Origin of the sequence: Alkalinema pantanalense CENA528 (assembly GCF_050753345.1) — a bacterium.
Classification (GTDB): Bacteria; Cyanobacteriota; Cyanobacteriia; order Leptolyngbyales; family Leptolyngbyaceae; genus Alkalinema; species Alkalinema pantanalense.
The window spans coordinates 1-14730 of the sequence record NZ_JBLZFX010000076.1 but is presented as its reverse complement, the minus strand read 5'-3'; the positions used below and the strand labels follow the sequence as shown (position 1 = coordinate 14730).

Here is a 14730-nt window from a genome sequence, read left to right as displayed (position 1 = left end):
AGGAAAATTGATTAAATCAGCAAGTTCTCTTAAGCTTGCCTTCAAATTGCAAGCGCTGCCATCTTCCTTAAGTAATTTTTCCTATTATCCACCGGGCCACCCCATGAATCTCCGTCTGAAACTTTGTCTGAATCCCTAGCAATGATTCAGACGTACTCTCAATTAATAAAAGTAAGCATTCCAGAGAAAAATTTAACGATCGATGGACTGGGGCCAAGTAAAGGTAAACTGACAGCCCCTAGATAAAGCGCAGTGCACCCCGATCTGGCCTCCCTCAGCTTCCACGATTTTTTTGACTAAGGCCAACCCAATCCCGGTATTATCAGTCGAATGGTCTGATTGGAGGGTTTGGAAAATCCCAAAAATCCGCTCGTGCTCCGTCTCAGGAATTCCAGGGCCATCATCGGCAATCGTAAACTGATAATATCGATCGTCCTGTAATTGGCAGGAAATAGTGATCTGACCATCCGGACGATCGTGGTGTTTAATCGCATTGCTCATTAAATTGGCAAATACTTGATGCAGTAATAACCGCTTCGATCGTAGGGTGGGCATGACACTCGTAATCGTGATCTTAAATTCCGGGGGAGGCGCTAACGAGTCAACGACTTCCTGTACCAACTCGGCCACATCCACTGGCTCAATCTCCAAATCCTGCCGACCCACACGGGAATAACGCAATAGCCCATCAATCAAAGCATCCATGCGCTGCACCCGTTGGCGCAGCAGTTGCAATTGTTGTTGATTGTCTTCGGGAATTTGCCCCACCAAATCATCTTCAATCCATTCTGATAGGTTCGCGATCGCCCGCAGCGGCGCTTTTAGATCGTGGGATGCGATATAGACAAATTGATCCAATTCTTGATTGCGTTCCCGGAGCCGTTGCTGGGCAATCACCAGCGATTGGTTGATCTGTTGTAACTCTTCAGTTTGTTGCTGGTTTTGCAATTCCAACTGTTTACGGGTACTGATGTCTTCAACCGTTGCCAGAAAATAAAGAGGTTCTCCTAAGGCATCATGGTTCCCCCCTTCCCGTACTAAGGTAACGGTGATGTTGACCCAGACGTGATGCCCTTGTTTGTGGATATAACGCTTTTCTAAGGAGTACTCACGGATTTCATGCTTCAATAGCTGCTCTACCAATGCGAGATCTTTGGGGAGATCTTCCGGCTCTGTAATCGCTTGAAAGGTCGTTTTCAGCAGATCCTCTGGGCGATATCCCACAATGTCACAGAGCTTTCGATTCACCCGCAACCAACGACCATCCAGGGAGACATGACAAAAGCCCAGGGCTGTTTGTTCAAAGGTGGTGCGAAAAAGCGCTTCACTTTGTTGGAGTGCCGAGGCCCATTGGCGTCGATCGGTAATATCACGGGAAACCGAGAGCAGCTGCTCCACCTGCCCGTCGGGGCCCAAGATAGGCGTCACGGCAACTTCCCACCATTTGGGCGTCCCTTTAGCCGTCGAACAAAATCCTTCAAATCTTCCAGCTTTCTTCGCCTTAGCAGCTTCAAGCGCAGTTCTAGCTACGCTTTGGTTTTCCCCTTTCCAAAAATGGAGCCAGCACCGATTGGCCGCTTGCTCGCTGAAATTGTCGATTTCCATCAACGACTGGCCGTTATCATTCATGTAGAGCAACTGGCCTTCTAGATCTAAGACCTTAATGCAATCTTGATTACTTTCTAAAATCCGCCGGGTAAATTCTTCACTGCGCTGGAGGGCTTCCTCATTGCGCTTACGATCGGTAATGTCATACGCGAGCCCGGACATCCATCGGGGTTTGCCTTGTTCATCGGGATGGATTTCACCAACGCCATCAATCCAACGAATTTGCCCATCTCGCCACTGGATGCGATATTCACAGTGATACTCAGGCGTTTCCTGGGCAATCGCCTTTTGTATTTCCCGTTCTACCCTGGCTCGATCGTCGGGATGGATGCGAGCGAACCATTCCTCATAGGTCTGCTGACCAGTACCCGGCTCGTAGTCAAAGAGCACTTCAAACTCCGGGGTCCAATGCAGTTTATTGGTCTGCACGTCCCAAGTCCAAGCAGCGGCCTTAGCCACTCGCAGGGCGATCGATAGTCGTTCGCTGTAGAGTTCTGTCCTGATTCGCAATGCTTCCGCCTGTTTAATCGCCGTAATATCGCGCCCTTCTGGAATAATCAGCGTCACGTTGCCTTGGTCATCTCGGATGGGCGTTAGGGAAAAATCGATCGTCAATGCCTGATTATCTGCCCCCATGACTTCAGCTTCATAGCGAATAAATTCGCCTTGGGCCGCCTGGGCGATCGCCGATCGCAGCTGTTGTTGGTTCTCGGGAGAGTTGCGCCACCAGGGCGTATCCCAAAAGGGCTGATTAATGACTTCTTCAGTGGTAACTCCCCCAAATTCCAGGGCGGTTTGATTGGCCTCAATCAAAGTCCCATCGGGTTCGAGCAAGCCAATAAACTGAAAGGTCTGATTAAAAATAGCCCGAAACCGTTTTTCACTCTGCTCTAGGGCTGCGGAGGCGCGTTTATAGGCAGTAATATCGTGCATGAGAACCACAGCCCCCAATTTTTCCCCCATGACGCTATAAATACAAGCACCGTTGGATAGGAGCGATCGAGGCTGGCCCTGCTTGGGCTTAATCATAAATTCTTCGCCCATGACAGTTTCGCCTGCCAAGGCACGATACAGGGGAATTTCTGCAACCTCTAATGGACGGGTACCCGATCGATCATAGAGATCGTAATAATTCGACCAGTGTTCCGGCGAAATGGGTTCTGGGGGCAACCCGTGAAACATTTGTGCCGCTCGGTTAAACAGAACCAATTGCCCCTGGGCATCGCAAGCCACAATGCCATCGGAAGCATGGTTCAACAGAGCTTCTAAAAATTGACTCGATTGCCGGGTTCCGGGTAGCATATTGCCGCTACCAAGCCGAATTGCCACCCCCACCCAGGCCCGATGATTGGCAAAAGGGATGTTGGAGGAGGTATTTTCAGTGCTGTCTTCTAAACTCTGCTGGCCATCCGCCTTGGTCGTGTCATTCCCCATCAATTCGAGGTTGACCTGCATCCACTCGTAGAGGCCCTCAGCACTCTTGATCCGAACCTTACATTCAACGACAGGCTGGGAGAACTGCGCAGCGGCCCAGGCTAATTGAATGCGATCGAGATCGCTAGGTTCAATCCAGTCCCACAACACCCCCAGGTCTTGCGCTGAGCTTGATTGTCCTGTAAACCGCTTCCACGCAGGATTGGTTAGCCTCAGGTTGCCTCGATCGTCCATCATCCAGGCGATGTCAGTCATGCGATCGAGTAATTTTTGACAGCAGGAGAGGGCAAAGGAATAGGGCATAGGCGATGAACTCCTACTGCGAGGAAAAATACGTTTGGCCAGAACTCAGGAAGCTTAAAAGTGGGGCACCTTATAAAAAGTGGATCGCCTTAAAAGTAGATGAAAAATTATCAGACGTTGTAATCAGACGTTGCAGCCATCTGTAAAGTCTGACTGCAACAAGTTACCGCACGGACTGACTACACAATTATAAAGTACTTATAAAATTCACGTCAGAAGCTCTAGTCACAATCTGAACGATCGCTCAGAAACATCGAAGAATCCGCATAAATTTAGTCACTAGTGGAAAATTATTTTAAGACCATTCATTGAAGAATAATATTTGACTATAGAAAGATTTAATAATTTTGGGATGCCCTCTGTCACACCTCAATCGCTCCTCACGTCTGATCTAAATTCTGATCTAATTTCTGATCTAATTGTTGACTAGTTGACTCAATGTCCCCTCTGCAATGTCCCCTCGGCAATGCCCCCTCTGCAATGCCCCCTGTTTGGCATTGGCCTAGCCCTTAATCAGTGACTCCGCTCCATCAATCCAAATCTCAGTCCCTGTAATGTAGCTAGATTCAGTGGAGGCTAGAAATAGCACCAACTGCGCTACATCTTCAGATTTGCCGGGATGTCCCCCCGTTAATGGAATGTTTCCCCGTGGAAACTCAACGGGTTCTTGAATTTCTTCTAGGCGGCGACGTTGGGAGTCATGGTCGTTAATTCCTGTTTCGATCGCGCCGGGGCAAATCACATTGACTCGAATGTGATATTTGGCTAATTCCAAGGCGATCATTTTGGCAAAGGCCACCTGGGCCGCCTTAGAGCAGGCATAGGCGGTCGCACCAGATAAACTAAAACCTCGGGTACCGTTCACAGAAGAAACGATAATGATTGATCCCTCCGATCGCTGCTTGAGATATGGCACTGCATATTTCACAGTCAAGAAGGTGCCCTTGAGATTCGTGTGCAGCGTGGTATCCCATTCCTCCGGGAGCAAATCTTCGATCGGAGCCCAAGTTCCATTAATTCCAGCATTGGCCACCACAATGTCAATTCGTCCCCATTGCCGCATCACTTGCTCGATCGCCTGTTCCATTTGATCGGGTTGGGAGACATCGGCATGTTGCCATATAGCCTGCCCACCCTGACTTTCAATGGTTTTTACGGTTTCTTGACTTTGGGCAATGGTGCGATCGATCACCCCAATCCTCGCGCCCTGCTGAGCTAGAAGGATTGCTGTCGCTCGACCAATACCTGTACCAGATCCCGTTACAATTGCAACTTTATTTTGAAGTTTCATAGTCTAACTATTTATGTTTTGAATTAATTTTCAATAGAGTTATGGATTGCATTCTAAGGCTTGTTTTTAGTGATCCATTTTTTTAGCAACTCAGCTTTTCAGGTATCACTTTTATCATCCATCAACCCGTTCAAACGCCATGCGTTAAGCCGTCATCATGCTAATCAGAGATGATCCCCTCTATATCAGACGGCTCTATTCTAAATGGCTCTATCCTAAGTGGCTCTATCCTAAGTGGCTCTATCCTAGACAGCTCTGGCATCCCTAACTTTCAGCCCCATCTCTACCACAGAAAAATAAGGAGTTCCTAACTGAACCTGCAATCTACTGAGCGATCGGCTAAATTTCCCCTTGTCTGTATTAATATAACGCTAGAAGTAAAACTGTGATGTTGGGAGAGCTACAGTCTAACTACTCTCACAGTCTAACTACTCTCACAGTCTAATTACTCTCACAGTCTAATTACTCTCACAGTCTGACGACTCTCAATTTAGAAAACTTGAGTCTCAATTCAAAAATTTAAGGAGAAACACCATGGAAGACGTCATCCGGATTGTAATTGTCGAGGATCATGACCTTACTCGAATGGGATTAGAAGCTGCCCTCCAGCGCCGTGAAGGCATCAGCGTCATTGGGGAAGCAGCCAATGGGATCCAAGGATTAAAACTAATGACCAGCGAAAAACCCGATGTTGCGATCGTGGACATTGGGTTACCCGATATGGATGGCATTGAGATGCTGCGGCGATTTCGCGAATATTCTACTGAGACGGAGCCTTCAACGAAAATTTTGATGTTGACCATGCACAAGGGGGAAGATTCCGTTATGGCGGCCTTTGCGGCGGGGGCTGATGCCTACTGCATGAAGGACATCAGCATGGATAAGTTGGAAGAGGCCATTCGATCGACCCATGAGGGCAATCCTTGGATCGATCCCACGATCGCCAGCATTGTGCTCCAACAAGTTCGGCAGCAGGAAGTGGTGACAGCGCCAGAAACCGAGAAAACGGTGCAAATTAAGGCGTTAGATGCGGAATATGAGGAAATTGTTGGAAAGGCTGGTTTGACCGATCGGGAAATTGAGATTTTACAACTCATTGTGCGCGGCTATAGCAATGCTGAGATTGCAGAAACTCTATTTGTAACCGTCGGCACCATCAAAACCCACGTGCGCCATATTTTGAATAAGCTGTGCGTGGACGATCGAACCCATGCGGCGGTTCTAGCGCTCAGAGCAGGTTTGATTGAATAAACAGAATTGGCTCAATGCTAGGCAGAACCTGAATCTTCCTAAAGTGAGGGGGAGCACAGTTCCAAAGGATGAGGGACTCAATGCCTGATATAGCAACGCTTTGAGCCAATTCTACCCCATCCACTTAATCCCGTTTTCCAGTTGCTTCCCTAGAACAGTATAAAATCGCCCCCTTTTGATAGACGGATACTTCGGTTGAGTTGATTACATTAAAGACATCGAAGCGGTTGCGGGCAAGAGAAACAAGTTAACCACTTTACTTAACCGCCACTATTCACGCTTCGATTCACAGAACACTTAAATCACTCGCAGGAGTATTAATCATGAGTTTAGAAGGAAAGGCTAAAGCAACAGCTAAAAATCTTGAAGGAAAGGCTCAAGAGGCGATCGGCAACGTTACGGGTGACCCCGCAGATCAGCACGAAGGTAAGGCGAAGCAAGCGGAAGCAAATGTGCGCCACAGTGCAGAAAACCTGAAGGAAAAAGCTCAAGACTTTGCTGAAGGTGTTCAAACCCGAGTGGAAGCAGCAGCTAAAAATGTTGCAGGCAAGATTGAGGAAACTATCGGCGAAGCAACCGATGACCCTACGAAGGTTGCAAAAGGCCGGATGAAGCAAACAGAAGCAGATACTCTAAATGCTTCTGAAGATATCCGTCGTCGTTAGTGAGCCGCTGTTAACGGTCTACCGTTAGTGGTCTACCGTTAGTGGTCTACCACTGAACACTTTAGATTTGAGTTAACTGGATTGGAACTTGACTGATTCAAGTTAACTCAAAATTCATTCTCCCTATACATTACCCCCTAAGTCTAGGTGGTTGATCTATCAATAGTTCTCCACCTAGAAGATTTCTTTACGATCTAACCTCTTATTTTTTCCTGAAACTGTTACTGAGACCCTTTGAGGAACCAAGTTATGCCACGCTTCGTAGGAAAGCAATCCAATACAGCCCTCCAGTTACCCCTTTTACTACTGATCCTCGCAGCCATTTTGACCGGCTTAGAATATTCTGGAGCTATCAATCTGATTAATGGTTTTGGTAGTAAGCGACTGGAAATTCACCGAACCCCTGATCAGTTCTAATGAAAGGATTTAGGAATAAGACTTCGTTGTTAAATTCTAGTCAATCGGTGGTCACTTAATTGTGTAGTCAATCTCATGCAAAACTCACCATAGAGGAGAGACTGAGAACTACACAATGAATTACACGAGAAATTGCACGAAAATTTAAATGGAAGTTTGTGCAAGAATTACGAAATTTTGCCAATTTTCAGCGTTTGAAGCCAAGATGAGTTAAGCCAGCCAATACGCAGCTTCTGTAGATTATTTATCCTGTGTTCATCCTATCCTCTCAGCTTCCGTTGCATCAGTTTTGTCTACCTTAATAAATTGGTACGACCTAAAAAATTGAAACGCCGGCTGGATTAGCGTCTTGTACCAATCGAGACCATTCAAATATTTCTAGGATGCACGGAGATGCTTGCTGGCATCAATCTATGTACTTGCTTCAATCTCTAAAGTAGTTTACGTCGAATGAAAAGTTGATTTTTGGGAGTTAGGTCATGCGGAAAGGTAGCGATTTAATTGGATGCCCGATCGTGGCATTTGATACTGGAAAAAGGTTTGCAAAAGTTCTGGATTTAATTTTTGACCAAGAGCGCAACCTATTGGTGGCATTACTTGTGGAAGAACCAGGCTTTTTAAGAGATGCGAAGGTAATTCCGATCGAATCAGTTCACTCGATCGGTGCAGATGCAGTCATTACAGGTTCCAAAGAAGATTTAATTTCTGCATCCTCCCACAATACGATAGCAGCCATTTTGGAACACAATAACATCATGAAAGGCACCCAAATTCTGACAGTAACTGGTCAGAATTTAGGCAAAATGGTTGACCTATATTTCGATGAAAATAGTGGTGTTGTTGAGGGTTATGAGGTCTCCGGCGGAATTTTTGCTGACGCCTACTCTGGACGTTCCTTTGTACCTGTCCTGCAAACGCTGCGCATCGGAGAAGACTATGCCTTTGTGCCGGAAGTAGTTGCAGAGTTGATGGAAGAGCAAGTCGGTGGCATCAAGGGAGCCATGCAAACGACGGGCGAGAAAGTCCAGGAAGCTGCGCAAAAAGCAGGGGATCAAGTTCAGGAAGTCCGCCGTCAAGCAACTAGTCAAATTGCTAATACGATCGTTCCGGTCGAGGTTCAACGCAACTACGTCCTAGGCCGCACCACCGAGGAATCCGTTTTGCAACCCGATGGAACAATGTTCTTGGAAGCAGGGCAATTGGTCACTATGACCAATGTTAATGCCGCTGAGGACTTGGGAATTTTGGATCGGCTTTATCGTGCCACGGGTGGCAATTTGGTGGAAGATGCCAAACAGCGGGCTAGCGAAGTTGCAGACAAGCTGGCTCAGAAGGCAGACAATGTGGCCCAAGACATCTCCCACAAAACCAGCGCTGTGACAGCCCAGTACACAGTTAATCAAGCCTTAGGCCGCCGTGCCCAAAGCATTGTCCGGACTCGCAGCGGTGTGATTGTAGTGGCTCCAGGGCAAATCGTTACGCAGCCCGTGGTTGAACGAGCCCGCCACACCAATACGGAAAAGGAACTGCTCAAATCCGTGGGTTTGTCTTCCACGGACGCAGCTAAGTCCAGCACCGGCGAGGCGATCGACACTACCCGCGCTCAGTTAAGTAGCACCGCTGAAAGTCTGGGAACCCAGGTACAAGAAGGCACCTCCCAGTTGCTGCGGTGGGCAAAATATAAAACTGCCCAACTGCGTGACCAAAGTGCCCAAGCGCTGGAAGAGCAACGGATTAAGGGTGCCTTAGGCCGTCCAGTTACCCGAGTTATTCTCGATTATCAAGATCAGGTCATCCTGAATGCCGGTGAACTCATTACTCACCACGCGATCGAAGCAGCCCGCCGTGCCGATGTCCTAGATGTTCTGCTGGCCTCGGTCTACACCCAAACGCCGGAGTTCAGTCAAGCTCAGCTACGCGCCCCTCAACCCGGTCGAGCTGCATTGCCAGCCATGAACTAACGGCCACGGCCTTAGGCAGGTTTATTAATTCATCCGGAAATGCTTGGGCTACTTTGCTCAGCATTTCCCACTCCGGAGGTTCTATATGTCCGAAAACAATCAACTTTCTGAATCGCTGACAACCCTTAAACAATCTCTAATACGTTGGGGAACCCAAATTAAAGTGAAGTGGTTGTCATTTTCTCGAAATCCTGAAGCGGAAGCGAAACAGTCCTACCAGGAGCTGAAGCAGGGTCTAGAGAGCCTTGACCAACAGATGATACAACGCTACGGCGATCGCTATCTGACAGTTCGGGGGAAGGCGACGGATGCAAAAGACTGGTACAACCAGCAACTGGATGCACAGCGAGCAAATCCCGATCAACCTGTTTTAGCGGAACGAAAGCAAACCCAAGTTGAACGCAAGGTCAACGAATTAGGGCAAACCGTCTCACGGATGGAAAAAGAATTGCTGGCTCAAGTTAAAAACCGCTTGCGATCGGATTCTCCAAAACCCTAGGGTCAAGTTGCAGAAGGCTTTATAGCTCTGAGAGCCTTCGCTCTCAACCATTTTGTTCCTTGACTACTGATTAAACTGATTACACTAATTAAACGGAGTACTTTCAATGAAACCCTTACGTTATCTACTCGCCATTGTATTGCCCCCTGCGGCTGTTTTTCTGACCTATGGTGTTAGCACAACCCTCATCATTAGTATTCTATTGACCCTCCTGGGTTGGGTTCCCGGCATTATCCATGCACTGTGGGCACTAACCCGTTATGACGAAGTGATGAACCCTGAAAATCTTTAATTCTCTCCTACGTCCTACTCTGCTACATTCTGCTAACGCGCACTGGATGCGAAAGTCAGACTCTTATTAATACTTAATTGATCCCCTATAGAGGTTTCCCATGACTAGCTTTTTCTTAACCACTTTAGTAACCGCTCTCAGTCTACTCGTTGTAGATATTCTGTTTAAAGGCGTTTACATTGCTAACTTCCCAGCCGCGATCGTTGCTGCCCTGGCCATTGGTTTAATCAACGGAACCATTCGTCCGGTACTTTCGCTCCTTTCGCTCCCCATTAATTTCCTGACGTTAGGCTTGTTCTCGTTTGTTGTTAACGGAATCTGTTTCTGGTTAGCAGGCGTTGTCGTTCCGGGCTTTGCAGTTCACGGTACAGCAGCAACTCTATTAGGCCCTGTTGTTCTTTCCCTGGGCACCACATTCCTCAACAGCTACTTTGCCGATCGGACTCTACCGAGCTTTTTGAGCTCCGGCACCCCCGAAAAATCCTTAGAAGCTAGTCAAAAATAATTAAATCGCAGTTATGGCACAGGTTCGTTCTACACAGCACCAAAGCCACCGTCAATCCGCTCTAAAACGAGAATGTCAAGATCTCGTCCGGGGCGCTTGTGGTGGCTTTTTATTTGGGATTCCCCTTCTGTATACGATGGAAGTTTGGTGGATTGGCTCCTCTGTGACTCCGCCGATCATGCTCGCATCGCTAGCAATTACGAGTATCGTTGTTTTTGGCTTGAACTATACAGCGGGCTTCCGAAAATCTTCCTCGGTACATTGGATACTCCTCATTATGGATACCGTCGAAGCGCTAGCGATCGGTATTGTCTGCTCATTCATTCTGCTAGTCCTATTACGGGAAGTAACCTTAGAGAACCAACTTCATGAAATACTTGGAAAGGTAATTTTTGAGAGTGTTCCCTTGTCCATGGGAGTCAGTCTCGCCAATCAATTTTTAACCAATAATGATGATTCAGATAAGGACACAAATAGTAGCGTAGACAGTGGTACCAACGATTGCACCAACGATGGCACTAACGATGGCACCAACAATGATGCTAAGAATGCCGATCGCCCACAACAGGCCCGATCGTCCGTTCTGTGGCAGGATACTTTCAATGATATTCTGGCTACGATGACCGGCGCTTTAATTATTGCCTTTAGCATTGCCCCCACCGACGAAGTCAGAACCTTGGCTGCAAATACCTCTGGGCCTTGGCTGATTTTAACGATTATGGCTTCTTTGTTGATTTCCTACGGCATTGTTTTTGAAGCTAATTTTTCCGATCAAACCAAACGACGCAAGCAGCGGGGTCTATTTCAAACGCCGCTCAGTGAAACGGTCATGTCCTACCTCGTATCTTTAGTCGTAGCTTGTGGCATGCTTTGGTTTTTCCAGTTACTCCAATGGGGAGATCCGCCCACCCTATGGGTTAGTTACACTATTGTCTTAGGATTACCGGCTACGATCGGGGGAGCGGCAGGAAGACTGGCACTATGAAATCTAATCAAAATTTTCAGTTCGGCTCAGAGCGAGGGGACAAACCATCGCAAGGGAATACGGCATTAGAGCAAGAGCCAGCATCCCCAGACTCAACGCAATCAGACTCAACTCAATCAGATTCAACTCAATCACCGCATCAGTCCCAACAACCTCAAAGAACCCCGATCGAATGGCTCAGTTTTGGCATTTCTTTGACGATCGTGAGTGGCTTGATTGCATTGGTGGGCGTGCTGTGGTTAAAACCCAATACCCAGAAGCCGCCTAATCCCGTAGTTTCCCTAGATTGGGAGAAAATGCAGGAACGATCGGGCCAATTCCATGTGCCTTTTAAAGTCACCAATGAAGGGGATCAAACAGCTACTCAAGTCCAACTCGTTGGAGAAATTCAGCGTAATGGCCAGACCCAAGAGGTCGGAACCCAGGAAATTGACTTTCTATCCAGAAAAGAGGTAGAGGAGGGAGTCTTTGTCATACCAGAGAATCCCCAACAAAGTAACTTTAAGATTCGCGTTACCAACTATCAACTCCCCTAGACATTCAACCTCATATGCATTGCATTCAACACACGTTGAGTGAAACCCATGACGTTGCATAGTCTGAATTACAAACCTTTCATGACACACACTACATTACACATGCTGCACCACACACACTGAATCGCACATGCTGCATCACATACGTTGTAGTAATTAGTAGATTAATTACAAAACAGCTACTAATCAGAATTTATTTTCAGGTAAATCGAATCTAGTTCAGTTAAGGTAGGAAAAAACAATGGTCAACTCAAAGCTAGGAGTTCCAGATCAGGTTCTTAAGAATGTTGAATCAGTAATCAAACTCTATGATCAGTACGAAGAGCAAGAGACAATTCACCTAAAGTTTCTCGATCGCTTGGCAATGCTGAGTAGCAAGCCTGTTTTTCTCTACGCCTTAATTATCTTTTTCTTTCTGTGGTGGCTAGTCAGTAAGCTGCATCGCATGGGTATTCTCAATTTAGGGATTCCAGACTATCAGTTGCATGAACAGTTGCTAGATACGGTTGCCTTGCTCCTATCCACCACCCTTTTAATTCGACAAAATCGCCAAGATAATCTAGCTAACCAACAGTCCCATTTGATGCTACAGCTAGACTTATTAACAGAACAAAAAATTGCAAAAATCATTGGGCTGCTTGAGGAATTGCGGGCTGATTTACCCAACGTGGTCGATCGTAAGGACATCGAAGCAGATACCATGAAAGAAATGACCGATCCTGAACTTGTGATTACACTTCTGCAGGAAAATCTTCAGCCTCTGCAATAGATCTGATAGGGCTGTTAGTCTGGTGAGAATTGTAGTTTGGTGAGGTGGTAGTCTGGTGAACGGGTAAAGCGGGTCAATTTGGGAAAGTCCACCCATTAAGTCTGGATCAGCCTTAGCACCCAGGCAATCAGTTCATCAATATCCATCGGTTTACTAATGTGAACTTGAAATCCTGCATTGAGTGCGAGATCGACACTTTGCTGATCGGCATAGCCCGACAAAGAAATTGCAGGCAATTGTCCTCCCTGTTCCGGTGGCAAAGCTCGGATTCGTCGGATGAGATCATAGCCATTGATATCTGGTAATCCCACATCACTAATAATGATATCGGGCAGTTCCTGGCTAAGCTGTTCCATCGCCTCCCTTGCAGAATATACGCTAGTTACGATCGCGCCAAACTGCTGCAAAGCAAAGGAAATTGCCACTAAGGTCATTTCATCATCATCCACCAACAAAATTTTGATGCCCGCTAGGGTCAGATCCGTTGACCGTTCAGTAAATCTCTTTGTCATAGCCACAGGTGCTAACGAGAATTGCTCCCTAGGTGCGATCGTCGTAGGCAAGGTAGCGGTGACCTTGGGTAGGGTAATGGTAAACGTAGCGCCCTGACCCACGCCTGAACTATCGGCCACGACCGTTCCTCCATGGGCTTCAACAATCGAGCGCACGAGAAACAATCCTAACCCCAAACCACCTGCCCGCCGCGTATTGGAAGAATCTGCCTGCTGAAAACGCTCAAAAACATAGGGAAGTTGATCGGCAGCAATCCCTTCCCCGGTATCCCTTACCTGCACCTGTACCTGGGTCAATGTGTCCGTTAACAGCACCGTAATGGTACCGCCACTGGGGGTAAACTTAATCGCGTTGGAGAGAAGATTTAAGAAAGCCTGACTGATGCGAGTCGAATCGAGCTTCAGTTGCACTGGACAGGGTTGAAAGTCTATGGCTAGATGAAGGCCCTTCGCGGCCATTTGGGGCTGCAATAAATCAATCGCCTGCCGCAGCACTGCCGGTAAGTCACAGGCTTGGGGAACAATCTCAAAACGCTGTTGAATAATACGAGAAACATCCAGCAAATCTTCGATCAGTTTGGTCAGGCTCAAGGCACCTTCAAGAATAGCCACGATCGCTTGGTGCTGCTCCGTTGCATCTAAGAGCCCCCGCTCCATCAGTTGAGCCCAACTCATAATGCTAGTTAAAGGAGTTCGTAGTTCATGGGAAAGCATGGCCAGAAATTCATCCTTACTGGCATTGGCAGCCTCAGCTACTCGGGCTTGATCGATCAAAACTTGGCGATCGCGCTGAGCCAACGCTAGGGAAATCATGGCTGACACCATCCGGCCATAGAGATCTAGGATGCGCAACTCCCGATCGGCGGGGCGGTGGGTCTGATGGAAATGAGTCGAAAGCACCCCGAGGACCTGGCCTTGGCTATCCATCAGCGGAGTGGACTGGACTGCTCGATACCCTGCTGCTGCGATAGGGCGATAATGGGCAAACTCTGGATCAGTTTGTACATCCTCAATAATCACCCGTTGCCCTTCCTTCAGGGCGTGGCTACAAGCCAAGCTATCATCCCACCGCACCTCCCGGAAGTCATCGAGAAACGCAGGGTTAAACCCCTGATGGGCAATGATTTCCAATAAATCCCGTTGGGGATCATAGAGTTGGATGGTTCCCCCATCGGCATGGAGCAAGCCCATCGTTGCTCCAAGGGCTTGATTTAAAATCCGATCCAAATCCAAGGCGGAAACCAATTGCAAACTCAGATCCTGCACCTGTTGCATGGCTTCGAGTTCGGTTTCTAGGTGAGACTGCGTTTGGCGTAGGCTTTGCTCTGTGTACTTCAGATTGTCAATGTCCACCAGCGCTACGATCGCGCCCATGATCTGATTATCAATGGTACGGTAGGGGCGAATGCGTAGCATAAACCAATGCCCCTGCTGATCCTGCACTTCCCGTTCCACCGGATTCAGAGTACCAATCACCTCACTTACCAATTCCTCCAGATCGGAACCAACAATGCTAAACCGCAGATCACTGATGGGGCGGCCTAAATCTGTGGGGATCAGGTTAAACACAGCCTGGGCAGAGGGAGTAAATCGGCGGTAATTACTCGACTGGGGTGTTGCAATTTTGGAGAAATTGGCTAGAGTGAAAGGATGACAGAACTGCCCGACTTAAAGCGATTAACTCATCAGGCCAAGGATGAAC

Annotated in this window: 13 protein-coding genes; 10 read left to right on the top strand and 3 right to left on the bottom strand. The window is 47.6% G+C overall.

The window, feature by feature from the left end; translation table 11 throughout:
* Positions 1-192 precede the first annotated feature (192 nt).
* Positions 193-3345: a PAS domain S-box protein gene (locus ACN4EG_RS20080; RefSeq protein WP_431631967.1), complete on the bottom strand. Its 3153-nt coding sequence runs from the start codon at positions 3343-3345 to the stop codon at positions 193-195.
* A gap of 502 nt (positions 3346-3847) precedes the next feature.
* Positions 3848-4636: an SDR family oxidoreductase gene (locus tag ACN4EG_RS20075; protein ID WP_431631966.1), complete on the bottom strand. Its 789-nt coding sequence runs from the start codon at positions 4634-4636 to the stop codon at positions 3848-3850.
* A gap of 534 nt (positions 4637-5170) precedes the next feature.
* Here ACN4EG_RS20075 and ACN4EG_RS20070 point away from each other — a divergent pair.
* The 10 genes from ACN4EG_RS20070 (at position 5171) to ACN4EG_RS20025 (ending at position 12516) form a co-directional block, all read left to right on the top strand.
* Entirely contained in the window at positions 5171-5887 is a 717-nt protein-coding gene (locus ACN4EG_RS20070) for a response regulator (RefSeq protein WP_431631965.1), read from the top strand.
* Between the two features lie 323 nt (positions 5888-6210).
* The gene (locus ACN4EG_RS20065) at positions 6211-6552 is read left to right on the top strand and encodes a CsbD family protein (RefSeq protein WP_431631964.1); all 342 of its coding nucleotides are present in this window, start codon (positions 6211-6213) and stop codon (positions 6550-6552) included.
* A 249-nt stretch (positions 6553-6801) separates the two neighbouring features.
* Entirely contained in the window at positions 6802-6969 is a 168-nt protein-coding gene (locus ACN4EG_RS20060; protein WP_431631963.1) for a hypothetical protein, read from the top strand.
* Between the two features lie 479 nt (positions 6970-7448).
* Positions 7449-8930: a PRC-barrel domain-containing protein gene (locus ACN4EG_RS20055; protein WP_431631962.1), complete on the top strand. Its 1482-nt coding sequence runs from the start codon at positions 7449-7451 to the stop codon at positions 8928-8930.
* A gap of 85 nt (positions 8931-9015) precedes the next feature.
* On the top strand, positions 9016-9429 hold the full coding sequence (locus tag ACN4EG_RS20050; RefSeq protein ID WP_431631961.1) for a hypothetical protein: 414 nt from the start codon (positions 9016-9018) through the stop codon (positions 9427-9429).
* Between the two features lie 106 nt (positions 9430-9535).
* Positions 9536-9721: a YqaE/Pmp3 family membrane protein gene (locus ACN4EG_RS20045; RefSeq protein ID WP_431631960.1), complete on the top strand. Its 186-nt coding sequence runs from the start codon at positions 9536-9538 to the stop codon at positions 9719-9721.
* Positions 9722-9821: 100 nt separating this feature from the next.
* On the top strand, positions 9822-10226 hold the full coding sequence (locus ACN4EG_RS20040) for a phage holin family protein (protein ID WP_431631959.1): 405 nt from the start codon (positions 9822-9824) through the stop codon (positions 10224-10226).
* Between the two features lie 13 nt (positions 10227-10239).
* On the top strand, positions 10240-11211 hold the full coding sequence (locus ACN4EG_RS20035; protein ID WP_431631958.1) for a TIGR02587 family membrane protein: 972 nt from the start codon (positions 10240-10242) through the stop codon (positions 11209-11211).
* The gene (locus tag ACN4EG_RS20030) at positions 11208-11747 is read left to right on the top strand and encodes a TIGR02588 family protein (RefSeq protein ID WP_431631957.1); all 540 of its coding nucleotides are present in this window, start codon (positions 11208-11210) and stop codon (positions 11745-11747) included. Before ACN4EG_RS20035 ends, ACN4EG_RS20030 begins: the two co-directional genes overlap by 4 nt.
* A 241-nt stretch (positions 11748-11988) precedes the next feature.
* Positions 11989-12516 carry a DUF1003 domain-containing protein gene (locus tag ACN4EG_RS20025; protein ID WP_431631956.1) on the top strand — a complete coding sequence of 176 codons (528 nt, stop codon included), beginning with the start codon at positions 11989-11991 and terminating at the stop codon, positions 12514-12516.
* Between the two features lie 95 nt (positions 12517-12611).
* On the opposite strand, the gene ACN4EG_RS20020 is transcribed toward ACN4EG_RS20025, so the two are convergent.
* Entirely contained in the window at positions 12612-14651 is a 2040-nt protein-coding gene (locus ACN4EG_RS20020; RefSeq protein ID WP_431631980.1) for an ATP-binding protein, read from the bottom strand.
* Between the last annotated feature and the right edge of the window lie 79 nt (positions 14652-14730).